This is a genomic window from Halomonas sp. IOP_6, assembly GCF_021151565.1.
In the GTDB taxonomy this organism is placed as follows: Bacteria; Pseudomonadota; Gammaproteobacteria; order Pseudomonadales; family Halomonadaceae; genus Vreelandella; species Vreelandella alkaliphila.
This window is the reverse complement of record NZ_JAIRBO010000005.1, coordinates 233034-256221: the sequence shown is the minus strand read 5'-3', so window position 1 is coordinate 256221 and position 23188 is coordinate 233034. Positions and strand designations below refer to the sequence as shown.

Here is a 23188-nt window from a genome sequence, read left to right as displayed (position 1 = left end):
TAATCTAATTTTAATTATAAAAATTTATTTATAGCTTTCAATCGATGCTTTCACAAGAACAGAAGTTCCCAACCAGTATAGAGCTCCAGTAATAATAAAGACTGGCAGCGATGCTCCGAAGGGAAGTGGAACTAAAAGAGTCCAGTATGCAGCTAATGACGCCCCTATCAGATAGGATCCAATTGCAATGGAAGCTGTGGCTCGACCTTGTTGCTTTGCAGCAGTAAGTAATCCCTCATCATAGCCTTCCTTACTTACCAGGTAATAATCTGCCACCATAACTGAGAAAGCGGGAATAAATAGTGCGCCAATAATCAGCAGGAAGTTTTGAAATTGATTAAGAACACCGGGAATTAATGCACCAAAGACTGTCACAATTCCAATCACCAGTGCTGGCTTCCAAAAGGTCATACTTGGAGCAACATTCATGCAAGAGAGAGTAGCACTGTATACCGCCATAACATTAGTTGTCATGACCGAGAAGAAGATCACTAAAGCTGCTGGCAAGCCAAAACCGAAGCCCGATAGTAGGCGTGTTGGGTCGTAAGTCTGCTCCATACCATTGAGCACTGAAAGTCCAGAAACGACGGCTCCTAGACCCATTGCGACTATTGCGGCCAGCACATAGCCCACCCAAGTGCCCCAAACAGCAATGGCACCACTCTTACAGTTGCGGTTATAGTCAGCAGAGGAGGAGATCCACGAGAAGGCAGTAGCAATGACAATATCAAAAGCGATTCCAAGCGTTATGCCATTTCGGCTTTCTGCTGGCATATCCAGTAACATACTGACATCGTAATGTTTGTTAAGTTGATAGAGCACTAATGCTGCCAAGCTCATCATTACAAGTGCAGCCCAACGCTCCACACGTTCAATACCAATGTGACCACGCAATACAATTAACACCACCACCACTTCACATAAAATGGTCATAAGAGGCAGGTTGGAGTAGCCCGTAGTGCTCTCTATGGCATAGTTTAAAGACATACCAGCCAACAAAGCTTGAATCCAGCTCCAGGCAATAAGTACGCACATGTTAACTAATGAAATTGCTCGACTACCTATTGGGCCATAAGCACGGCGAGTTAGAACCATAGAAGGCAAGCCTGTTCGTTGCCCCATAAGACCAACAAGTACTAGCGGAATGGCACCGATGATCGAGCCAATAGCTACACTGCTCATGGCTATGCTGAAGTTCAAATCTGGCACTAGCAGCATGCCAGTTAGAATAGTAGTAACAACAACATTTGCCCCAAGCCATAAAGCAAAAGTACTGAATAAACCAAGACTATGCTTTACATCCTTAGCTGAGAGCGTATCTCGACCAAAAGAATAATTCGTTTTCATATTACACCCATTGTAAATGATTATTGGAGGTGGGCTGGTGGCGTCCTGGCAGGCAATAAGTAGCCTGCCATTTCTCTGACCATTAGCGCTTTGTCAGGTAAGCGCTTTTATTTATTAGCTATTTCAGGACAGCTTAATCACTGTGTTTCACGCCCGGCAGCACGCAGAGCATTTCGTACAGCAGTGTGGCGCCCATCAATGCGGTATTACCGCTGGGATCATAAGGAGGCGACACTTCCACTAGATCACAGCCGACGATGTTCAAGCCTGCCGCACCGCGCACAATTTCTAGCCCTTGCGCTGAGGTCAGTCCGCCCATCTCTACCGTTCCCGTTCCTGGCGCAACAGAAGGATCCAAGCCATCGATATCGAAGCTGATATAGACAGGCACATCGCCCATCTGCTCGCGCACTTCTTCCATCAAGGGAGCAAGCGAGCGATGCCAGCACTCTTCAGCGGGAACAACGCGGAAACCCTGGCTTCGGCACCAATCAAAATCTTCGGCGGCATAACCGGTACCACGAAGGCCGATTTGCACCACTTTGCCGTTGGCTAACAGGCCTTCTTCCTGGGCACGGCGAAACGGCGTGCCATGGGCAATCGGCTCACCGAACATGTGCTCGTTTACATCGGCATGGGCATCAATATGGATCAGCCCCACTGGCCCATGTTTTTTGGCAATGGCACGTAAAATGGGCAGTGTCAGGGTGTGTTCGCCACCCAACGTTAGCGGAATGCAGTTGTGTGTAAGCACGTCATCATAAAAGGCCGTGATGATGTCCACACTTTTGGGCAGGTGAAACGTGTTGATGGGCACGTCACCTATATCGGCCACTTGTAAACTTTCAAACGGGGCGGCGCGGGTAGCCATGTTATAGGGTCGAAGCATGCGAGATTCATCACGAATCTGACGTGGGCCAAGACGCGTACCAGGGCGGTTAGACGTACCAATATCCATTGGAATACCGATAAAAGCAGCATCTAAGCCAGCGGCGCTTTCCTGGGTGGGTAAACGCATCATGGTGGCTGGCCCACCAAAGCGCGGCATGCTATTGCCCCCAAGCGGCTGGTTAAAATCAGACATACAGATCTCCTTGGCGTTGTTCATGTTGTAGCGCTGAATAACAACTACATTGCACAGAACATGCCAAGTCTCTAAACGCCCTAACAATAGGGCTTTCAGCTATTATCGATGCAGTAATGAATCAAAATCACGTACACTTAAGTCACCTATGCATCATCGATGCAAAAATGAATCACAGGTTACTCAAGAGACAATCGCTATGAGTGAAATCGATAAGTGCGTGCTAAAAACCATTGTGGAAACCGCCAACGATCACTTCTTTATCGTCAGCGGAGAGGGTCGAGTGCTTGATATTAGCCCCGGTGCTGAGGCTGTTTATGGTGCGCCCCGGGAAGAGCTGCTAGGCAATAGCGTTTACCAGCTTCAGCAAGCAGGCATCTTGAAGCCATCCATCACCTTAGAAGTGATGCGCACCCACCAGCCAGCCCAACTTATGCAGGTAACAGGCACCGGACGCCGTGTGATTGCTGAAGCCTATCCTGTCTTTGTAAATGGAAAGTTGGAGCGTGTTATCAGCCGCTCCAGAGACTTAACCGATTTACAGCTCCTACAAGACGAATATGCACTACTCCAGAAGCGCTTTAGTGAGCACTTAAAACGTAGCCAAGCAGCCCCCGATGCCGAGGAGCAAGCGCTGGACGACGCGCTGGATAACTTGCAGGCGCGAAGCCACGTTATGCGTGAAGTCGCCTTGCTTCTCAAACGGGTCGCCCCCTCAGACGCTAATGTATTGATGCTGGGAGAGTCGGGCGTGGGAAAAACCGCGTTTGCCAAACAGTTGCACCGTTGGAGCCAACGCCATAACCATCCCTTTATTGAGGTTAACTGTGCGGCCATTCCCGAAAACTTATTTGAGTCTGAGATGTTTGGCTATCAGCCCGGCGCGTTCAGCGGCGCGGCTCGCCAAGGAAAAGCAGGCTTATTAGAGCAAGCAGAAGGTGGCACGCTGTTTCTCGATGAAATCGGTGAGCTTCCCTTACTAATGCAAACCAAACTGCTAAAAGTTATCCAGGACGGAAGCCTTACCCGGTTAGGCGATACACGACCGCGCAAAGTGGACTTTCGCTTAGTTGTCGCCACGAATCAGAATTTAGCTAAACAAGTAGAAGCGGGCCTATTTCGTCTGGACCTTTACTACCGTCTCAACGTCATACCGGTCACGCTTCCCCCTTTACGCGACCGCCGAGAAGATATTCCTGATCTCGTGGAAGCCTGTTTGAAACGCCTTAACCAACGCTATGGGCGACAAAAAATCCTGGGCAACCCAGTATGGTCAACGTTAATGGGAAGCGACTGGCCAGGTAACGTCCGCGAGCTTGAAAACTGGCTAGAAAGAGCCTGGCTATCCAGCCCAACGGATCAAATTGAAGCACCTAGTCCTCACCCCTTTACGGAGCAGCCCCCTGCTAATCTAGCGCAAACTTCAACCTCTTCGTTAGTCGCCGCCTTAGCACCAGAGGAAACCCTAAAGCAGTACCTCGCCAGACTAGAACGCGAAACACTGGAAGCGTTGAGCAAAACGCTCCCTAGCACGTACGCCATCGCTGAGCGGCTGGGGATTAGCCAATCCAGCGTGGTGCGCAGGCTTCAGCGTTATGGTCTGAGTGCTTCACAACAGCAAGTAACGAGACCTAAGTGATCTTATACCTAAGGTAAAATGGTGGGCGATGGGGCTCATTTAGATCGACACTACGGAATTGATTTACCAAGCAACAGAGTAAATTATATTTAAAAATCACCATCACTATACCTCAGAGACGCTAACCTTAAAAAACACTTAAAATCAATAACTTATATTTTATTTTTAATTTCCATTATCACAAAACAATCAGCATTGTGGCTACATGGAAACTGAATTCCAAGAAAAACACAGAATTTTCTATAGAAAATATCATGACAATGTATTGAATAAGATTAGCCCTCCAGCGTACCTTTACTTAGATACAAAGGACTAAACGATAATGAGAGAAACAGAAGAAATTGCTTTCGATTTTTTGTCTGATGACCCACAAGAGGCTGATGGTTTTTCCGGCAAAGGACACGAGAGATCCGCACGAGCACTAGCTAACGCAATCGTCAAATTCTCTAATGAAGATCGCTCAATCGGCCTAGAGGGGACTTGGGGAAGCGGAAAAACAACGGTCGTTACGATCACTGAAAAAGAGCTCGATATTAGCCACCCTAAGAAGTTTGCTTTCTTTTCATTCGATCTTTGGGCAAGTCAAAGTGTGGAATTTCGACGGGCCTTCCTTGAGGAGTTCCTCGCCTGGTCCCAGCCCTATGCCTCAGACAATGCGACATACAAAAAATTGAAGCGGCGTGTTCAGGGAAAAACGAAGGTCGTTGATACTGAGAGTTCCCGTGAGTTCTCTATATTCGGCTACATACTTATGAGCGCCCTTTTTTTGCTGCCATTCTTGGTGCTTTGGTTGAGTCCTTTTTCAGCTAACCTACACAAAAGCGTGGTCGGAATTGATGAGCTAGCTAATTCTGATCCCGGCTTACCACTCATTTTTCAAATACTGCATGATTACGGGCATTGGGCTGCTGTTCTGCTCATCTGTATTGTAGTGGTCGGATTTATATGGCAAGCCATTTCTCTATGGCGAACCAAAAAATCATTCCGAAAGGCATTGGATAGTACTTTTTCACTGTTCGCTCGCAAATCGGATAAAGACACTGTCACACAAACAATACGAGATGGCGATCCAACCAAATATGAGTTCCATCAGATTTTCACTGAGATACTCGCACTGGTACAAAAAGCCGATCGGCGGGTAGTGATTGTTTTCGACAATATTGACCGCCTCCCCAATGACCTTATTCAAGAGACGTGGTCTAGCGTCAGATCAATTTTTTCACGTGATGGACATCGTGATAAACCTTCAGAAGCTGTTGTTACTGCATTGGTCCCCTACGATAGGGCACATGTTATATCTGCGTTTGAAAATAAAGAGACGAACAGCAACAACATATCAGTTAATCATAACGAGGAGATTAAGTTCAACTACGGGTTAGAGGATGTTTTCCGAAAGACATTTAGTGCCGTTATAACAGTCGCCCCACCAGTGAATTCCGATGTGGATGCATTCTTCGCCCAGTGTCTTGAAAAAGCTTTACCCAAGCAATTTGACGATGGACAGAAGTACCGCCTCTTTCAAATATTCGATGTGTTTTTAAATGAGAAGGTTTCTAACCCAACGCCAAGGCAGGTTAAATCCTTCGTCAATGATGTAGGTATGCTCTGGTATCAATGGAAGGGAGCTATCTCTATTGAAGCAATAGCCATCTTTATATTACATAGAACAAAGCTAGAAGCAGAGCCTAGGTCGCTTCAAAATCCCGAAACAATACACGCTCGCTTTCGACACTTTGCTCCGGCATCTAACCTTGATAGCGAACTAGCTGCGCTTGCTTACAATGTAGAACCCGCTAACGCCCTGGAAATTTTACTCCATAGAGACATTGTAGCTGGACTTCGTAACCATAAAAGTGACCATCTAATTGAGCTTTCTTCCTCACCTGGCTTTAAACAGCAACTTGACCATATTCTATCAAAAGAGTGCACCAACTGGGCTTCCACCTCACTAGAAGACTTTGAAACTGCCCTTACCAACTATTCAGATCTAGCCCTTGAGCCTTCAATACAAGAACTTTGCAACCGACATTTCATAGATGCTATATCCAAAATGGCCACAATCGATCTTTTATCGTGGAAAGATCATAAGCCACTATTTCACATTATCGCTTGTTCACCAAAAACTTCATTGGTGGAGAATATGCAAAAAATTGCTAAATGGGTAAAAGAGAGCATCCCCAAGGAACCTAAAGAAGAAGTAGGCCGTGCTTGGATTAATTTCATCGGCAGGTTTATTCAGGAAGCTCAAAATATCCATGGAGAGGAAATAGCAAAGCTGATACCAGGGGCGATCAAAATCCCATATACAGCTAATTTCTATATAGGCGTTGCGCTCGACTGTGATGAAGTCGACTTAAATTTCTCACAGTTTTCTAATGTAGCAAAATATAAATCAACCGAAATAACAACTGAACTTATACCCTACATCATCGAAAACCCTAGCTTCTTTTCATTTTTATGGCACGAGCTAAACTACGCTATAACGAACTCAGACCGAGTAACCATATTCAGCAAACTAACAGAGCAAATACAAAATAATCTTCTGGAAGAGAGTGGTGATAGGCAAACATATTTTGAAAACCTTGCCTTGGCTGCTGCTAATATCAGTAATCAAGCCGACACTCCTAAAACTATTAAAACAACAATTTCTGATGGTTCTCTGCCTTGGCATACCTTTAAGGCCCACGAGGAAGAAGACTGGAAAACCGTTGCCAGAGCGTTATGGTTAACGCACCTTGCAGTAAAGTCAGACAATATCCCAGCTCTATCATCAGCTAGTAAACCACCTTTTGGAGATGTCAGCGCTCCACACTCCTGGTTTAGTAAATTCTATACAGGAGCAGTACCCAATGAAGTATTGAAGATACTTACAGAGCTTGTAATAGAATTTTCCAACGTTGAGGAATGGTTATCCACACTCATTAAATCGCCGAAAAATGCTTTGTATAAAGGCGTTTTGAATGGAGTTTTTTCATCTAATGATTGCCCAGCTCTTAATTTCAAAGCTCTTAACCACAACTACGCAAACCTAAAAACCCATTTTCAGCCTGAAGTTATAGATGCGATGGTTAAAAGAGTTGGGTGTGAAATTACTACTGAACAAATTGATCAATTTTCACTGGACGAAGCACCTCATGAACTAATAAAAGACATCGCTGGTCTAGAGATACCTTCATGGGTTGCCCTTCTTAATCGTGTTGATAGGCATTTAAAGTCAATATCGAGCTCAGAGTGGGAAAAAGCGCTCAATAATGATGACCGCAACCGAAAACTACTTTTTGCCCGAGGTGCTGATCTCAATGGGGATATCCCACCAAACAACCTCCGCGCTCCATTGGCAGACTTCGTGTCAGGAGCCATTATTGAGAGAGATACAGCAGCCATAAACTTAGATAATCACGATACTTTTTGGACAGCGCTGCCTATTAGCAGTAGGAAAGGGGTTTCAACTGATGTTTTTGAACGAATTGCTGACAAGCCTGTAGCTTCCGAAGGCCTGAACGCAGCGATGTCAGCATTTCCAGAACTGTTCGCAGAATTGCCTCTAGAAGACCGTCCGGAAACTGCAGTTTCAAAAGTTCTTATTCCCTTGCTAACCGATGATCCTGTAAAAGCTCTCGAATTCGTTAATTCAAAGCCATTAACTTGGGCGAGCTGCGTGGCCAAAGTATCAACTAATATGCGCTCTCAGCTTAATGACTATTTTGATGGGCATAATATTGAGGAACACCATGCCACTCTAGATGAACTTAGGAAAAATTTAAAATTACGCAAGTCTAAAAGAAAATTAAAGCCGGATACAACCGACGGAGACTCCGAGAAGGATATAACAGAGTGAGATGCAGTTTTGTAAACTCACTATTCGAGCAAAGCCACTGTGCATCAGCCAATCCAGCGTGGTACGCAGGCTTCAGCGTTATGGCATCAAAGTCACCAAGTGAATTTTCCGCTTGACACAACCGCCGTCATCAACCATCCATGTAAGTGTCATACAACGGCAACACCTTCAACACAAGCTGAACCAATAACAACCAACAGCCGGTGATGTGTGTGCTATGTCAAACCAATCGCGTATTCGCTTGGAACGCGTCACTAAACGTTGGGACGCGACTACTGCCGTCGATGACATCTCCTTCGACGTCACACCTGGGCAATTTGTCATTCTGCTCGGCCCTTCAGGCTGTGGTAAATCCACCACGCTGCGCATGATCGCGGGCCTGGAAGAGGCCAGCGACGGGCGTATTCATATCGGCGAGCGCGACGTTACCCGCCTGCCGCCCGGCGACCGTGGGCTGAGCATGGTGTTTCAGTCCTACGCGCTGTTTCCGCATTTGAGCGTTGCCGACAACATCGTTTTTGGCCTGCGCAGCCGCAAGGTACCCAAAGATGAGCAGCGCCAGCGACTGGCCAAGGTCGCCGAACTGGTTGATTTAACCGATTACCTAGACCGCAAACCTGCGCAACTTTCCGGCGGCCAACGCCAGCGGGTTGCTTTGGCGCGCTCAATTATTTCCGAACACCCGATCTGTCTGATGGATGAACCGCTATCCAACCTGGACGCTCGGCTACGCAGCGACATGCGTAGGGAAATCAAAGCACTACAAAGTCGCCTGAATATGACGGTGATTTACGTCACCCACGACCAAGTGGAAGCGATGAGCATGGGAGATCGTGTGATTCTGATGCAGCACGGCAAAATCGTCCAGGACGGCACCCCCGACGAGCTTTATAACCGCCCCGCTAGCGCTTTTGCCGCCAGTTTTATTGGCAGCCCCGCCATGAACCTGCTGCCACTAGTAGCCGGTAAAGATGGTGCCGTTATCGAAGGCGAACCAAGTACCCCCGTAGCTCCCTTGGATGCCGCTGGCGGACATCTAGGCATCCGCCCGGAAGATATCGAACTGCGTATCGCCCCCGGTTCCGGCGTACCCGCTAACGTATTAAGTGAAGAGTACCTGGGAGCGGATACCATTGCTTATGTGGCAGTGGGGTCGCACACCCTACGCGTGCGGCTTAGCGGCAAGCAGGCACTGACAGGTCAGCCATGTAGCCTCTACTGGACGTCAGAGAATACACACCTTTTCGATGCTGAAGGCCTGCGGCGGGATGACCTGACGACGTTCCCCTTACCCAGCTCATCTCGAAGCATTCCTCGCCCACCGGCGGTGGGCTCTTTCCAACACTGACAGCAGTACTGACACTTGCGGAGTCTCTTATGCGTTTGCGTACCCCTTTTGCAATGACCGCTCTGGCAGCGGGCTTGTTTAGCGCCGCCCAGGTAAACGCGGATAGCGTCGATCTGACCATGTACTACCCGGTCGCAGTGGGCGGTGCACTCACCGACGTCGTTGATAATCTGGTGGAAGAGTTTGAAAGCGAATACCCCGATATCAATGTGGAAGCGATCTACGCCGGTAACTACGACGACACCCGCGTGCGCGCCATGTCAGCGATGGAAGCGGGTGAAACGCCGCAGCTGTCGGTCATGTTCTCCATCGATCTGTACGAGCTGATTGAGCAGAACGCCATCGTCGCCTTTGATGACCTGGTCGAAACCGATGAAGAGCGCGAATGGCTCGATGGCTTCTACCCAGGGCTGATGGAAAATGGCCAGTTGGATGGCAAAACCTACGGCATCCCCTTCCAGCGCTCCACCATCGTACTGTTCTGGAACAAAGACGCCTTTGAAGCCGCTGGCCTAGACCCCGAAACGCCCCCTGAGAATTGGCAAGAGATGGCCGAAATGGCCGCCACCGTGCGCGAAGCCTCCAACGGCGAGCAGTGGGGCGTAATGGTGCCGTCGACCGGCTACCCCTACTGGATGTTCCAGGCCTTTGCTTTTCAGAACGGCCACCGGCTAATGAGCGAAGATGGCACCGAGGTCTACTTCGACGACCCCGCAGCGGTTGAAGCGCTGGAGTACTGGGTATCATTGGCCACCGAGCACAATGCCATGCCTAACGGCACCATTGAGTGGGGCACCCTGCGCCAGAACTTCCTGGAAGAGTCCACGGCCATGATGTGGCACACCACCGGCAACCTGACCGCCGTACGCAGCGAAGCCAATTTTGATTTTGGCGTCGCTATGCTGCCGATGAAAACCCAGCGTGGCAGCCCCACCGGTGGTGGTAACTTCTACATTTTTGAAGATACGACAGAAGAAGAGCAGCGCGCAGCGATGACCTTTATTCGCTGGATGACTGCCCCGGAGCGCGCCGCTGCTTGGTCGATTGAAACCGGCTATATGGGCGTTAGCCCCGCTGCCTACGAAACCGACGCGCTGCAAGGCTATGTGGAAGAGTTCCCACCTGCCGCGGTTGCCCGCGACCAGCTTGAGCATGGCACGGCAGAGCTTTCCACTTACCAGGGTGGCCGCATTCGCCGCGCCTTGGATAACGCCGTGCAAGCAGCGCTGACCGGCCAAATGACAGCGCAAGAAGCGCTTAGCCAGGCGCAGCAAGAGGCCGATAGCGTGTTACGCCGCTACGCCCGCTAATCGTTAGCCATTTTACTGTTCGCCGGGGCATGCCCCTGCTTTTCCAACTTGCGGTACTTCACTATGTCATTCACCAACCACCGCAAAATGCAGCTCTATGGCGCGCTTCTGCTACTGCCCGCTGCAGTACTGCTAACGACTTTTGCTTATTTACCGACCGTGACGACGGTCATTAACAGTCTGTTTTTACCCGGCTTTCGCGGTGCACCCACTGAATTCATAGGCCTTGAAAATTATCAGGTGTTGTTCGATGACCCGACGTTTTGGAAAGTAGCGCGTAACAACTTAATCTACGCCGTCGGTACGATTCCTACGTCTATCGCGCTGGCTTTGGGTATGGCGCTATTCGTCAATGGCAAGCTTCGCGGTCGGGGCTTTGTGCGCATGGCCTACTTTACGCCGACGATTCTACCCATGATCGCTGCCGCCAATATCTGGATGTTTTTCTATGCGCCGCAAATTGGCCTATTCAATAAACTGCTCGGTATGCTGGGCTTTTCTGGGGTGAACTGGCTGGGTGATCCAAACCTTGCATTAAGTTCGGTGATCGTGATGTCGGTGTGGAAGGAGGCCGGCTTTTTTATGATCTTCTACTTGGCGGCGCTACAGAGTATGCCACCCGAGTTAAAAGAGGCGGCTGATTTAGAAGGCACTAGCCGCTGGAGCTTCTTTTGGCGCGTCACCTTTCCACTACTCATGCCCACCACGCTGTTTGTGCTCATCAATGCGCTGATTAACTCAGTGCGGGTCGTGGATCACCTATTTATCTTGACCAAGGGCGGGCCCAACAACGCCACCAACCTGCTGCTCTACTACGTCTACGAGAATGCCTTCTCGTTCTTTGACCGCACCACGGCAGCCACCATTACGGTGGTGATTCTGCTAGTGCTCGCGGTAGTGGCCACGCTTAAGTTCACGATTTTAGATCGCAGGACGCACTATCAATGAATACGACCACTTCCTATGCGCCCCGCTCCCGCTTCTTCTCAATTCCCGCGCTGGAAACCGTGGCCGCGTGGCTACTGGCGATTATTTGGATTTTTCCGCTGCTGTACGCCTTTTGGGCCGCCTTCCACCCCAGCGAGTTTATGGTGAACTTTGCGCTCTTTGCCCCGCTGACGCTGGAGAACTTCACTAACGCCTGGTCTCAAGCACCCTTTGCCCGCTACTACCTGAACACCTTTGCGCTGGTAACGGGAGTAGTGATTGGCCAGTTTGTGGTCTGTACCCTGGCGGCGTTTGCCTTTGCGCGCTTTCCGATTCCCGGCAAGAACGTTCTGTTTATGCTGGTGCTGATTCAGCTCTTTGTGTTCCCCGAAGTGCTGATTGTCGAGAACTACCGCATCGCCAGTGAGCTGGGACTGATCAACACCATCACCGGGATTGGCCTGCCCTACGTGGCCAGTGCCTTGGGTATTTTTCTGCTCCGCCAAACGTTTAAAACCATTCCAAGGGAGCTGGAAGACGCCGCCCGCATCGAAGGCTGCAACTGGCTGGAAATTTTGTGGAAGGTGTACGTACCGCTAGCCAAGCCTACCTATCTTGCTTATGGGCTGGTCTCGATTAGCCACCACTGGAATAACTTTATCTGGCCATTAGTGGTGACCAACTCGGTAGAGAGCCGCCCGCTAACGGTAGGGTTAGGGGTATTTTCCGCGCCCGAAACTGGGGTTAACTGGGCGACCGTTAGCGCTGCGACGCTGTTAAGCATCGCCCCGCTGCTAATTGCCTTTTTGCTCTTCCAACGCCAGTTCGTGCAGTCGTTTTTAAGAGCGGGGATTCGCTAGGATCACTATCTTTCTGCACGCCCCTGGCAGTGTTCGCCACGCACTATCGCGGCGGCATCGAAGGTGCCAGTGTCTAGCACCCAGGCGGTGACCAGCTTGGCGGGTGTAACATCAAAGGCAGGGTTCCATACGGGAGCATCGCTGGGTGCCCACACTACGTCGCCAAAGGCACCCGAAACACCGCGTATTTCGGCGCCGTCACGCTGTTCAATAGGAATCTCGGCGCCAGTGGCGCAGGCGGGATCTACCGTGGTGTAAGGGGCCACTACATAGAACGGCACCTGATGATAGTGAGCAATCACCGCCAGCATGTAAGTACCCACTTTGTTGGCGAAGTCACCGTTGGCACAAATGCGGTCGGCACCGACCATGACTTTATCGACTTTCCCCGCGGCCATTAAGCTCGCGGCCATGCTGTCAGCAATCAATTGATAGGGAATGCCTAAGTCGGCCATTTCCCAGGCGGTTAAGCGGCCACCTTGCAGCAGCGGGCGGGTTTCATCCACATACACATGCAGCGTCACACCGCGCTGTTTGGCAACGGCCAGCGCGCCAATGGCGGTGCCAACGCCTGCGGTGGCCAGCGCGCCGGTATTGCAGTGGGTCAATATGCGGTCGCCTGATTGCAAAAGGTCGGCTCCCCGCTCGGCCATACGCTGGCAAAGCGCGCGGTCTTCTGCAAACAGTTCAGCGGCACGCTCAGCCAAGGTGGCAACCCCTTGCTCAAAGCAGGCTTCCATGGCATCCAGGCAGTACATCAGGTTCACTGCGGTGGGACGCGTGGCGCGTAAGCGATCACTTACCAACTGCCAATCACTTTGCGGATGACGCGCGGCGTATTGAGCCAGCACGAAAGCGGCGCTCAAACCAATCAGCGGTGCCCCGCGAATCGCTAGGTTTTTCACCGCATGCTGCCACTCTTCTGGTGAACCACAGCGCACCCACTGTTCCGCCTGGGGCAGTTGGGTTTGATCCAAATACTCAAGGTGGTCGGCATAGACCCGTAAACTGCGTGACTGTAGGTGTGGCATTGCTGGACTCCTTGAGCACTTGAGCTTGACTAGCAGAACAACGGCGCGGCTTATCAGGCGCGAAGCTTATCATATAGAATGGCTGCTACTAGATGAGGCGACGCAGATCCTATGATGACGCTACAAACTGAACTGCTGGCCGCCATTTCATGGGCGGCGCAGCAAGGCTGGACGCCAGCCACTGGCGGTAACTTTTCCGCCCGTACCGAGGCGGGCTATCTTGTCACCGCTTCTGGCCGGGATAAAACCCGCATTCAGGCCGATGACCTCTTGCTCTGCAACCTGGATGGCAAGGTGTTATCCGGTGATGGGAAACCTAGCGCGGAAAGTGATCTTCACGCTGCGCTTTATCGGCTAGACCCGACCATCAACTGCGTGCTGCATACCCATACCCTAGCCAGCACTGTGCTGTCACGGCGCTTTCCAAACGGCATTGAGCTAAGTGGCTTCGAGATGCAAAAAGCCTTAGCGGGCAACGTGACTCATGATGCCTCGGTTCTTTTACCTGTGGTACCAAATTCCCAAGATATGGACGAGCTAGCGGAGCATGTACGCCTCGGCTGGCCGATGCCCTGGGGCTTTTTGGTGGCGGGGCACGGTATTTATGCCGTGGGCGATAGCATCGCTAGTTGCCGTCGGCACTTGGAAGCCATTGAATTTTTACTGTCCTGTGTACTTGAAGAGAGCCGGTGGTCTAAATGAGTAACCCTGCTGTTCGCGCCGTTGTCACCGATATCGAAGGTACCACCACGGATATTAACTTCGTCCATAAGGTGCTGTTTCCCTACGCCCAGGCCAAGCTGCCCGATTTCTTGCGGGCAAATGCTGACTCTCCAGAGGTTGCCGAGCAAATTAGCACCGTGCGCCGCGAAATGGGCGACGCTGATGCCACGCTGGAAGCAGTCATTGCGCAGTTGCTACATTGGATCGAGACTGACCAAAAAGTTACTCCGCTGAAAGCACTGCAAGGTATGGTGTGGGCCGATGGCTATCAGCGTGGCGATTTTAAAGGCCACCTGTATAGCGACGTCGCCCCGGCGCTGCGCCAGTGGCAGCAGGCAGGCAAAGCGCTGTACGTGTATTCGTCAGGTTCCGTGCAGGCGCAGAAGCTGCTGTTTGGCTACAGCGATGAAGGCGACTTAACCCCCCTGTTTAGCGGCTACTTCGACACTCATATTGGCCATAAGCGCGAAGCCACGGCCTACCAGCGAATTATCGCTGAGCTTGACCTGCCACCGGAAGCGGTGCTGTTCTTGTCGGACGTGGTCGAAGAGCTGGACGCCGCCAAGCAGGCGGGCATGCAAACCCTGCAGTTAGTTCGCGAAGGCACCCAGGCGGGCAACACCCACGCGTGCGTTTCCCGCTTTGATGAAATTGCGCTTTAGGAGAGCCTAGAATGTCGCAACTGAAAGTATTTGCTGATCAGAACCCTAACGATGCCCTGCTGGACATCACTGACGGCGAGCAGATAACTGCTGAGCTGAACAAGGTGGGTGTGCTGTTTGAACGCTGGGCAACGCCGGGCGAGATTGCCGACGATGCCACCCAGGAAGACATTTTGGCGCTCTACCAAGAAGACATCGACCGGGTTAAAGCCATCGGCGGCTATCAAACCGTCGATGTGCTGCACATGGTGCCCACGCACCCAGACAAAGACGCTATGCGCCAGAAGTTCTTAAACGAACACCGCCATCACGAAGACGAAGTGCGCTTCTTCGTTAAAGGCCAGGGGCTTTTCTGCCTGCATATTGAAGACAAGGTGTATCAGGTACTGTGTACCCGCAATGACCTGATCAGCGTACCCGCGAACACGCCCCATTGGTTTGATATGGGCCCAGCGCCAGAATTCACTGCGCTGCGCTTCTTCGATAACGTTGAAGGCTGGGTGCCTCACTGGACAGAGAGCGATATCGCCGAGAAATTTGATCGCTTGGATCAGCTGTAAGTTGTGAATGGTGAATCGTAAGTTGTGAAGCGTTGGAGATAGTGCCGCCCGCGGGTGCCTCATACGCTCGTCCCTCGCGAGATTCGTTACACCGCGCTACGGGGCTTAACAATAGTTGAGTTGGGCTTATTATGTAGCGTGGCGTAAGCGTCAGCGCACCCGCGAAGCAACGCGCCAGCGTTACCGAGGTTGGCACCGAGGCGGGATCAGCCACAGTGCCATTATCGAGAAGTCCATTATATCGAGAGGGGTAAGAGTTTATAACACCTCTTGCTGGTTATACGCCCTGGCTAAATCCGCCAGTGCGGTAAGCTCACGATAGGCCTCCGGCTCCATAATCAGCGCTTGGCCCATCAGCACATTGCGTGCTTCAAGCTTAGCGCGGAGCGCGGTGTCTTCGATCTCTTCAAAGTCAGCGTTATGGGCCAACGATAAAACGCGACGGTGCATCTCAATGCCGCAATAAGCCAGTGCATCCAGGCGGATCTCTTCAAGCAGTGCATCGCAGGCGTCATCGGCGCTGTTTCCCTGCGCTTCAAACAGCGCCCTGGGGAACAGAATGCCGGTGCGTTCGGTTTGCCATAGGTGGCGAAACTCAGCGTCAAAGTGGGTAAAGCACGCTTCAATCACGTCAAGAATCCACGCTTGGTAGGCATCAAGTTCATCGGCTTGGCGGTGGGCAGGCTGACTGAAGTAGGCCATCAGGAAGTTGGCAACGACCATGCCTAGATCAAAGGCCATTGGGCCATACTGAGAAAATTCGGGATCAATCACACGCACATCTGACGCGGTGGCCATAATTGACCCGGAGTGCAAATCACCATGCAGCATGGTTTCGGTATTCGCGGTGAACTTCATCAACAACCGCTGCACCTTAGCTTTTAAGCGCGTATTACGGCGCAGCTCATCCACTACCGGCGAAAGCTCCGGCGTATGACGGTTCATTTCGGCGCCATAATAGGGGTCGGTAAACACCAGGGATTCGGTAATAGCAGGAATCGCCACGTTGCCTGAAAACAGCCCCACGTCGGCTTTCTTCTCAGGGCTGTTTAACGATAGCTCCGAGCCACGAAACGCCATTCGCGCACAGAATTCACCAATGGTTTCGCCAAGCCGTGTAACCCGCTCACCGTTGATCAGCTTGCGACGCAGAATCGTGTGCGGGTAAAGGTACTCCATGACGATCAGCGCTTGAGGCTTGTCAAAATAGAACACTTCAGGGGCGATGCCTGGCGCACGCTGGGCTTGGCGTACCAGGGCGTAATACTCAAAGTGGGCGCGATAAAGTGGCAACGGCCAGCTCTCACCGACCATACGCACATAGGGTAGCGCTTGCTTTACCACCACGCTTCCCGCACTCCCCGATACAATGAAAACTAGGTTGAGATTGCCATCTCCTACTTCGCGAATCTGCCACTGCCCGGGGTTGTCGCCCACTCGGCTTGCGACTTCTTCTACATCACCTAGCCGCTGCGCCAGGGTGCCGACATCCAATGCCTGATAGGGATGCTCGTACGCCACCATTTGATTCCTCGCGAAAAATGATGCTTGTTTGTCATACCCCAGCAGGGTTGTCAAATGCCCTCATTTAAAAGACATCAACCTCAGTAATGAGCTTTAAACCACGAGCTAATAACAATGAACATGTCTTGAAAGGGATTTAACACAAAAACCTCACCCCCTTGGCGGCCAAAGGGCTGCGCAGTCTATCGGGTAGTGGACTATCGGTAATCACCGCATGGTAATCAGCAAGCTGACCAGCGGCACAGCGCAGCGGTAGGTCGAATTTAGTTTTATCCAGTACCAGAATGCGATATGCGGCATGGGATAGCAGCGCTTCGCGGGCCATAACTTCGTCATCATTGTAGTCATATAAATGGCCATCACTGTCCATGCCGCCCACGGAGACAATGCCGACATCTACTCGGTAGCGTTGAAAGAAGCGCCAGGCATCGCCGCCAATCACATCTTGATCACGGTGCCGTACCCGCCCACCTGCTACCACCAGTTCGCACTCCATAGTGCACAATTTGATCAGTGCGTGCAGGTTATTGGTCATAACCTGCAGACCTTGCTTATCGCGTAAGGCGTCAGCCAGTTGCTCTACCGTGGTACCGGTACCTAAAAATAGCGATTGGTGATGCTGAACCAGCGAAGCGGCCTGGCGGGCAATCTGACGCTTACCCGCTTGATTAACGATTTGGCGCTGATCGTAGCCAATATTCTCCTGATCGGGAAATGGCAAGACTTCCCCGTGGCGACGCAATACCAACCCTTGCTCAGCCAAGACACGAACATCCCCACGCAATGTTTGTATCGACACATCAAACTGGTCAGCTAGCGATTCCAGGGGCTGGCGACCTTGCTGGCGCACCTGTGCCAACACGGCACGGCGGCGCTCGTTTAAGCCCATTATTTTCTTCACGTTGGCGACCACCTTAGTAACGAAAGCCTTTTTTTGACAGGCGAAAGCCTACCGCCATCAAACGAAAGCGTAGTGTCACGATGTTGTAAGGCGATGACAGTAGTGTGATCAGTGTTCACCTACTGGAGGTTTTACGATGTTGAAGCGCTCACTGTGCACTGCCGTTACGCTTGCAAGCTTTGCTCTATCGTCATCACTGCTGGCTGATGACAAATTGGTGCTCTATACCAGCCAACCGAATAGCGATGCCCAGCAAACCGTGGATGCCTTTCAGGCTGCCTATCCTGATATTGAGGTGGAGTGGGTACGCGATGGCACCACTCGCCTGATGACTCGCCTACGCTCAGAGCTTTCCGCGGGTGTCAGCAATCCAGACGTACTATTAATTGCTGACAGCATGACCATGACCTCACTCAAGCAAGAGGGCCATTTGCAGGCTTACCTCAGCCCAGAGCGGGAGGCTTATGACGAGGCGCTATACGATCCGGAAGGCTACTTCTACGGCACCAAACTGATCACCACAGGGATTGTGTATAACACCGCTGCCGAGCATCAGCCGCAGCGTTGGCAAGATCTGACGGGGCCTGACTATGAAGGCCTGGTAACAATGCCAAGCCCGCTCTATTCCGGCGCAGCGCTGATTCATATGGCCGCGCTGAGCGACAACCCCGACCTTGGAATGGGCTACTACGAGGCGCTGCAAGCTAATCGTGCAGAAGCTCAGGGCGGGAATGGCGGCGTGTTCAATGCCGTTGCCTCAGGCACGAAGCCCTACGGCATCGTGGTAGATTTCCTGCCGATTCGCGAGGCCGCCAAAGGTTCACCGGTTGAGTTTGTCTTCCCCGAAGAGGGCGTTAGTGCGGTCACCGAGCCCGTCGCTATCATGCAGGGTGCCAACAACCCGGACGCCGCGCAGAAATTTGTCGATTTCGTGCTTTCCCAACAAGGCCAAGAACTCGTCAGCCAGCAAGGCTACCTGCCTGCCCACCCGGCTGTTGCGCCGCCTGAAGGCTTTCCCGCTCGTGATGCTATCCAGCTAATGCCGATCAATATTGAGCAAGCACTGGAGCAGGAAGAGACGTTGAAACAGCGCTTTAGCGACCTGTTTGGCGGCTAACCATGACACCGTCGCTTAACGTTGGCAGCCAGCACCGCTGGCTGCTCAGCCTAATCACACTCACGGTGGTGCTATTAAGCCTAGCGCCTAGCCTGCGGCTACTGGCTGAGGCACTTAGTGACCTTGGCCAGGGCAGCGAATCACCGCTATGGAAGGTGCTTAACGCGGCGAGTACCTGGCGAGCGCTGTGGCACAGTGTGTATACCTCGGGCCTTGGCATGTTGATTGCGCTGGTGCTGGGTAGCCTATTCGCCTTCGTGATTACGCTGACCGACATCCGTGGCAAAGCGTGGCTTGTGTTCTGCTTTATGCTGCCGATGATGATTCCCCCTCAGGTGACGGCGCTGAGCTGGCTCCAGCTGTTCGGCCCCGCCAGCCCGTTGCTGAAAAGCATTGGTATGGCGCCGCCGCTGGGCAGCCCCCAGCCGCTCTACTCAGCGGAAGGCATTGCGCTGTTGCTGGGAATTCAAAGCGCACCGCTGGTCTTTTTAGCGCTGCGCACCTCACTGATCTCACTCCCCCGCGAGCTTATCGAAGCGGCCCGCATCAGCGGCGCGCGCCAGACCCAAGTCTGGGGGCAGATTATTTTGCCAGTCACTCGGCACGGTTTAATTGCTGGGGCGGCGATGGCGTTTATTTCTAGCCTGGGCAACTTCGGTATCCCTGCCATGCTGGGGATTCCAGCGGGCTACTACGTGTTACCGACGCTGATCTACCAGCGTATGGCTAGCTTTGGTACTGGCGTGCTGGCGGAAATGGCAGCGCTATCGTTATTGATTGGTGTGCTGGCACTGGCAGGCGTTGCCTTGCAGCAATACTGGATGAATCGCAGCCGCTTTGGTTTAGGCGGCCACAGTGGCCGCTCTCATGACTTTACGCTGGGCCGCTTTCGGCCAGCGGTGACGACCGTACTCGTCGGCGTTTTATTGGTGATTCTCGTCGCGCCACTCGTGGCGCTGGTGGTCAGTTCGTTGGTGCCCGCCATGGGCGTTCCCCTTAGCTTCGATAGCGTGACATTAAACGCCTATCACGAAGTGATTGGCCGCCAAGGCGCCACCTGGCGCGCTGTGCGCAACAGCCTATGGCTAGCAGGCGGCGCCGCGCTGGTGCTTATGCTGTGCAGCCTGCCGCTAGCGTATCGCCTGCAGCGGCTGCCACCCCGCCTCCAGCAGCTGACGCTCAGCGCTATTGAACTGCCCTACGCACTACCTGGTGTGGTGCTGGCGATCGCCTGCATTTTGCTGTTCGTACGCCCTTTGCCGCTGATCAACGTAGCGCTCTACGGCACGCTCGGGCTGATCTTTGTGGCCTATCTGGCGCGCTTTTTAGTGGTATGCCTCAAACCCGTTAGCACCAGCCTGGCCCAGCTTGATCCCTCCTTAGAAGAAGCCGCACAACTGGCAGGGGCAGGCCCGTGGCGGCGGCTAACCACGATCGTACTGCCGCTGATTGCGCCGTCGCTATTTGCCGGGGGGCTGTTGGTCTTCCTGCTGGCGGTGAACGAGTTGACGGTATCGGCACTGCTTTGGAGCGCCGGCAACGAAACGCTGGGCGTGTTGATTTTTAACCTTGATGAGGGCGGTGAGAGCGTGTTGGCATCTGCGGTATCGGTACTGGTGGTCTTAATGGTCGCCACGCTGATGCTGTCGCTCAGCCTGCTCGCCCCTCGTTTACCCAAAGGAGTCGTGCCATGGCAGGGCTAGCAATTCAACAGGTCACCAAACAGTTTGGCGACCATCGCGCGGTCAATGACCTCTCGCTAGAGATTGCGCCAGGGGAATTTGTGGCACTGCTGGGCCCCAGCGGCTGCGGTAAAACCACCATGCTACGTATGCTGGCGGGGTTCGAAAATGTCACTGGCGGCGAAATACGCCTGAACGATACGCTGCTAGCCAGCCGCCATCACCATGTACCACCAGAACAGCGCAACATGGCGATGGTGTTTCAGTCGTACGCGCTCTGGCCGCATATGAACGTGGCCGACAACGTCGGTTACCCACTCAAACTGCGCCGCATTCAGGGCAGTGAGTACCAGCGCCGAGTTGACCATGCCCTGGCACAAGTAGCCCTAGAGCCCTATGCACAGCGTTCGCCACAGGAGCTTAGCGGTGGTCAGCGCCAACGGGTCGCGCTAGCCCGCTGCCTAGTGACTGACCCTGCGGTTGTGTTATTGGATGAACCGCTGGCCAATTTAGACCGTAATCTGCGTGCCTCCATGGAACACAGCTTCGTGGATTTTCACCGCCGCACCCGCGCGACGATGGTGTACGTCACTCACGATCAAAGCGAAGCCATGGCGATGGCGGACCGCATTGCCGTAATGCGCGACGGTGAGCTAGTACAGTGGGCAACGCCCGAAACGCTTTATCGCCAACCGCGCAGCGAATGGGTGGCCAGCTTTATCGGCCAAGGTAGCCAGTTGGCCATTGCCAACGGCGCACCGGGGCAGCGGCTAACGGAAAGTGCCCTGATGCAAGGGCTGGCTGCGGCACACAACACCCGCGCCCAAGCTGCACGTCAACCCGTCCTGGTCCGCCCCGAGCATATTCGCGTAGACGCCCAAGCTCCCAATGAACATGACCTTACCGGGCGCGTCGAGCGGCTAACCTTTCGTGGTGAACGCTATGAGTTACACCTGCGCCTGCCCAGCGGTGAAGCATTGCTGGCTTACCATCACTGCGCGCTTGAAGAGGATCAGCAAGTCGCTTTGCGGCTACTAGAAGGCTGGTGCCTGGAGCCTGACCAATGAGCGCCCATGTTCATCTATCAAGTGGGTTGGGTGATAAAGGTCCTGCGGCTATCTTGGTCGAAACCAACGGCAAACGACTGCTGCTGGATGCAGGGGGTGCGCTGCACCCTGGGGAACCTATCACCTGGGCAGGTGACTTGGACGTAGACGCTATTCTGATTAGCCACGACCATATTGACCATATCGGCGGTGTTGCTGAACTGCCCGATACCATCCCGCTCTACTGCACGCCCTTAGTCGCTAACGCATTGCCGAAACACCGCGCTTGGCAGCCTTTGCCAGCACGTGGAAGCCTTATGGTCGAAGGTATCAAGGTGACCACCGGACAGGCTGGGCACTCGCTGGGCGGCGTTTGGCTGCACTTGGACGTGGATGGCGGTATTTTCTACAGCGGCGATGCCTGTTTTGAATCCCGTTTGTTTCCTTTCGATACACCGCCACCTGCACGCACGGCGCTGCTGGATGCTTCCTATGGCAACTACGACCAACCCCAGGAAAGCTGCGTGCAGGCTATTCGTCTGCAGCTTGACCAGCCGTTAGTATTACCGGTGCCTGAAACAGGGCGCGCCCTGGAAATGGCGCTGTGGCTGTCGGAAGAGGCAGACCATTGTCAGTTCCCTTTCGCCATTGACCCGATTATTCGCGATAACCTCGCCGCACTGCTAGCACTGCCAAGCGACTTACGCCGCCCAGGTCTCGACAGTGCAATTAGCGCACTGCTAGAACGGCGGAATGCTTCGCAGCCAGCGCTGCAGTTGGTCAGTGACCGCAATGATACGCCCGACCAATGGCCCAATTACCAGCTACTGCACACCGGTTACCTAACACCTGAACGCCAAGTTCAACTCGCCGCAGGCGAGATAAGCTGGCAACGCTGGAATGTTCATCTGCGTGCATCTCATCTGGTAGCGCTTGCCGACCAGCTAAGGGCCACTCAGGTAGTGCCGCTATTTACTCCACTCACTGGACACTGCTTAAGCAAATGGCGCCAACGCCTGGGACAGCGGCTACGCATCCATCGCACCTTAGAGATTCAACCGCATACGGCCACGCGCCCTACCGCCCATTTAACCGTTTAGGAAATTAATAATGTCCGCAGTGATTGTTGATGTTGACGGCACGCTTGCCGAATTCCACCCCACCGATGTACACGAGTGGGTTCTTGGCCCCGCCAAGCAGTGGGATCCTTTTTTTGCCCATATGGCTGAAGCGCCGGTGATCGACGCGGTAGCCAAGCTGGTTAAGATCCTGAAGGCCCAAGGCCAACAGATCGTTATCTGCAGCGGCCGACCTGACAGCCACCGTGAGCACACCCAGCGCTGGTTAGAGCGCCACACCATTCCCTTTGATGCTATGTACCTGCGCCCGCAAGGCGATGACCATGTAGATGATGAAGAGGTGAAAGCCTCGCTACTCAATCAAATGCGTAGCGACGGCTTTGCGCCTTGGCTGGTGCTGGATGACCGTGACGCGGTAGTCGCCCAGTGGCGCGCACTCGGACTTACTTGCCTGCAGTGCGCACCGGGAGATTTTTAAGGAAACGGCAATACACTGACGCCCCGCTTAGC

General features: G+C 52.9%; 19 protein-coding genes. 14 read left to right on the top strand and 5 right to left on the bottom strand.

What is annotated here, in order from left to right:
* Nucleotides 1-24 precede the first annotated feature (24 nt).
* Nucleotides 25-1347 carry a purine-cytosine permease family protein gene (locus K7H08_RS11675; protein ID WP_231658029.1) on the bottom strand — a complete coding sequence of 441 codons (1323 nt, stop codon included), beginning with the start codon at nt 1345-1347 and terminating at the stop codon, nt 25-27.
* Between the two features lie 133 nt (nt 1348-1480).
* Nucleotides 1481-2431 carry an agmatinase gene (speB, locus tag K7H08_RS11670; protein ID WP_120386294.1) on the bottom strand — a complete coding sequence of 317 codons (951 nt, stop codon included), beginning with the start codon at nt 2429-2431 and terminating at the stop codon, nt 1481-1483.
* A 199-nt stretch (nt 2432-2630) separates the two neighbouring features.
* Here speB and K7H08_RS11665 point away from each other — a divergent pair, with 199 nt between their 5' ends.
* The 6 genes from K7H08_RS11665 (at nt 2631) to K7H08_RS11640 (ending at nt 12353) form a co-directional block, all read left to right on the top strand.
* Nucleotides 2631-4070, top strand: a complete 1440-nt coding sequence (locus K7H08_RS11665) for a sigma-54 interaction domain-containing protein (protein WP_231658028.1) — start codon at nt 2631-2633, stop codon at nt 4068-4070.
* Between the two features lie 322 nt (nt 4071-4392).
* Entirely contained in the window at nt 4393-7908 is a 3516-nt protein-coding gene (locus K7H08_RS11660; protein WP_231658026.1) for a P-loop NTPase fold protein, read from the top strand.
* A gap of 217 nt (nt 7909-8125) precedes the next feature.
* Entirely contained in the window at nt 8126-9256 is a 1131-nt protein-coding gene (locus K7H08_RS11655) for an ABC transporter ATP-binding protein (RefSeq protein ID WP_231658025.1), read from the top strand.
* Nucleotides 9257-9285: 29 nt separating this feature from the next.
* Nucleotides 9286-10566 carry an ABC transporter substrate-binding protein gene (locus K7H08_RS11650; RefSeq protein ID WP_038478500.1) on the top strand — a complete coding sequence of 427 codons (1281 nt, stop codon included), beginning with the start codon at nt 9286-9288 and terminating at the stop codon, nt 10564-10566.
* Nucleotides 10567-10629: 63 nt separating this feature from the next.
* Entirely contained in the window at nt 10630-11514 is an 885-nt protein-coding gene (locus K7H08_RS11645) for a carbohydrate ABC transporter permease (protein WP_231658023.1), read from the top strand.
* On the top strand, nt 11511-12353 hold the full coding sequence (locus tag K7H08_RS11640; protein ID WP_231658021.1) for a carbohydrate ABC transporter permease: 843 nt from the start codon (nt 11511-11513) through the stop codon (nt 12351-12353). The genes K7H08_RS11645 and K7H08_RS11640 overlap by 4 nt, the downstream gene beginning before the upstream one ends.
* Nucleotides 12354-12358: 5 nt before the next feature.
* Here the strand turns inward: K7H08_RS11640 and mtnA are convergent, their stop codons facing one another.
* The gene (gene mtnA / locus K7H08_RS11635; protein ID WP_038478509.1) at nt 12359-13384 is read right to left on the bottom strand and encodes an S-methyl-5-thioribose-1-phosphate isomerase; all 1026 of its coding nucleotides are present in this window, start codon (nt 13382-13384) and stop codon (nt 12359-12361) included.
* A 111-nt stretch (nt 13385-13495) separates the two neighbouring features.
* Here mtnA and mtnB point away from each other — a divergent pair, with 111 nt between their 5' ends.
* From mtnB to K7H08_RS11620, 3 genes are read left to right on the top strand one after another with little or no spacing between them, the layout of a single operon-like run.
* Entirely contained in the window at nt 13496-14086 is a 591-nt protein-coding gene (gene mtnB / locus K7H08_RS11630) for a methylthioribulose 1-phosphate dehydratase (RefSeq protein ID WP_038478512.1), read from the top strand.
* The gene (gene mtnC / locus K7H08_RS11625; protein WP_038478515.1) at nt 14083-14769 is read left to right on the top strand and encodes an acireductone synthase; all 687 of its coding nucleotides are present in this window, start codon (nt 14083-14085) and stop codon (nt 14767-14769) included. The genes mtnB and mtnC overlap by 4 nt, the downstream gene beginning before the upstream one ends.
* 11 nt (nt 14770-14780) lie before the next feature.
* A complete protein-coding gene (locus K7H08_RS11620) occupies nt 14781-15329 on the top strand; it encodes a 1,2-dihydroxy-3-keto-5-methylthiopentene dioxygenase (protein ID WP_231658019.1) in 549 nt (182 codons plus the stop codon).
* 258 nt (nt 15330-15587) lie between these two features.
* Here the strand turns inward: K7H08_RS11620 and mtnK are convergent, their stop codons facing one another.
* Together mtnK and K7H08_RS11610 are read right to left on the bottom strand one after the other, a co-directional pair.
* On the bottom strand, nt 15588-16853 hold the full coding sequence (gene mtnK, locus K7H08_RS11615; RefSeq protein ID WP_231658017.1) for an S-methyl-5-thioribose kinase: 1266 nt from the start codon (nt 16851-16853) through the stop codon (nt 15588-15590).
* Nucleotides 16854-16989: 136 nt separating this feature from the next.
* Nucleotides 16990-17742: a DeoR/GlpR family DNA-binding transcription regulator gene (locus tag K7H08_RS11610; RefSeq protein ID WP_231658082.1), complete on the bottom strand. Its 753-nt coding sequence runs from the start codon at nt 17740-17742 to the stop codon at nt 16990-16992.
* A gap of 148 nt (nt 17743-17890) precedes the next feature.
* On the opposite strand from K7H08_RS11610, the gene K7H08_RS11605 reads away from it, so the two are divergent.
* From K7H08_RS11605 to K7H08_RS11585, 5 genes are read left to right on the top strand one after another with little or no spacing between them, the layout of a single operon-like run.
* Nucleotides 17891-18871 carry an ABC transporter substrate-binding protein gene (locus tag K7H08_RS11605; RefSeq protein WP_231658016.1) on the top strand — a complete coding sequence of 327 codons (981 nt, stop codon included), beginning with the start codon at nt 17891-17893 and terminating at the stop codon, nt 18869-18871.
* Nucleotides 18872-18873: 2 nt separating this feature from the next.
* Entirely contained in the window at nt 18874-20574 is a 1701-nt protein-coding gene (locus tag K7H08_RS11600; RefSeq protein ID WP_231658014.1) for an ABC transporter permease, read from the top strand.
* Nucleotides 20562-21620, top strand: a complete 1059-nt coding sequence (locus tag K7H08_RS11595; RefSeq protein WP_231658012.1) for an ABC transporter ATP-binding protein — start codon at nt 20562-20564, stop codon at nt 21618-21620. The genes K7H08_RS11600 and K7H08_RS11595 overlap by 13 nt, the downstream gene beginning before the upstream one ends.
* The gene (locus K7H08_RS11590; protein ID WP_231658010.1) at nt 21617-22699 is read left to right on the top strand and encodes an MBL fold metallo-hydrolase; all 1083 of its coding nucleotides are present in this window, start codon (nt 21617-21619) and stop codon (nt 22697-22699) included. The genes K7H08_RS11595 and K7H08_RS11590 overlap by 4 nt, the downstream gene beginning before the upstream one ends.
* Before the next feature lie 10 nt (nt 22700-22709).
* The gene (locus K7H08_RS11585; protein WP_038478536.1) at nt 22710-23156 is read left to right on the top strand and encodes a phosphatase domain-containing protein; all 447 of its coding nucleotides are present in this window, start codon (nt 22710-22712) and stop codon (nt 23154-23156) included.
* Nucleotides 23157-23188 lie beyond the last annotated feature (32 nt).

Excerpts from the sequence above, each read along its gene's own strand:
- K7H08_RS11675 (WP_231658029.1), bottom strand. The coding sequence starts at position 1,347 with ATGAAAACGAATTATTCTTTTGGTCGAGATACGCTCTCAGCTAAGGAT.
- speB (WP_120386294.1), bottom strand. The coding sequence starts at position 2,431 with ATGTCTGATTTTAACCAGCCGCTTGGGGGCAATAGCATGCCGCGCTTT.
- K7H08_RS11665 (WP_231658028.1), top strand. The coding sequence starts at position 2,631 with ATGAGTGAAATCGATAAGTGCGTGCTAAAAACCATTGTGGAAACCGCC.
- K7H08_RS11660 (WP_231658026.1), top strand. The coding sequence starts at position 4,393 with ATGAGAGAAACAGAAGAAATTGCTTTCGATTTTTTGTCTGATGACCCA.
- K7H08_RS11655 (WP_231658025.1), top strand. The coding sequence starts at position 8,126 with ATGTCAAACCAATCGCGTATTCGCTTGGAACGCGTCACTAAACGTTGG.
- K7H08_RS11650 (WP_038478500.1), top strand. The coding sequence starts at position 9,286 with ATGCGTTTGCGTACCCCTTTTGCAATGACCGCTCTGGCAGCGGGCTTG.
- K7H08_RS11645 (WP_231658023.1), top strand. The coding sequence starts at position 10,630 with ATGTCATTCACCAACCACCGCAAAATGCAGCTCTATGGCGCGCTTCTG.
- K7H08_RS11640 (WP_231658021.1), top strand. The coding sequence starts at position 11,511 with ATGAATACGACCACTTCCTATGCGCCCCGCTCCCGCTTCTTCTCAATT.
- mtnA (WP_038478509.1), bottom strand. The coding sequence starts at position 13,384 with ATGCCACACCTACAGTCACGCAGTTTACGGGTCTATGCCGACCACCTT.
- mtnB (WP_038478512.1), top strand. The coding sequence starts at position 13,496 with ATGATGACGCTACAAACTGAACTGCTGGCCGCCATTTCATGGGCGGCG.
- mtnC (WP_038478515.1), top strand. The coding sequence starts at position 14,083 with ATGAGTAACCCTGCTGTTCGCGCCGTTGTCACCGATATCGAAGGTACC.
- K7H08_RS11620 (WP_231658019.1), top strand. The coding sequence starts at position 14,781 with ATGTCGCAACTGAAAGTATTTGCTGATCAGAACCCTAACGATGCCCTG.
- mtnK (WP_231658017.1), bottom strand. The coding sequence starts at position 16,853 with ATGGTGGCGTACGAGCATCCCTATCAGGCATTGGATGTCGGCACCCTG.
- K7H08_RS11610 (WP_231658082.1), bottom strand. The coding sequence starts at position 17,742 with ATGGGCTTAAACGAGCGCCGCCGTGCCGTGTTGGCACAGGTGCGCCAG.
- K7H08_RS11605 (WP_231658016.1), top strand. The coding sequence starts at position 17,891 with ATGTTGAAGCGCTCACTGTGCACTGCCGTTACGCTTGCAAGCTTTGCT.
- K7H08_RS11600 (WP_231658014.1), top strand. The coding sequence starts at position 18,874 with ATGACACCGTCGCTTAACGTTGGCAGCCAGCACCGCTGGCTGCTCAGC.
- K7H08_RS11595 (WP_231658012.1), top strand. The coding sequence starts at position 20,562 with ATGGCAGGGCTAGCAATTCAACAGGTCACCAAACAGTTTGGCGACCAT.
- K7H08_RS11590 (WP_231658010.1), top strand. The coding sequence starts at position 21,617 with ATGAGCGCCCATGTTCATCTATCAAGTGGGTTGGGTGATAAAGGTCCT.
- K7H08_RS11585 (WP_038478536.1), top strand. The coding sequence starts at position 22,710 with ATGTCCGCAGTGATTGTTGATGTTGACGGCACGCTTGCCGAATTCCAC.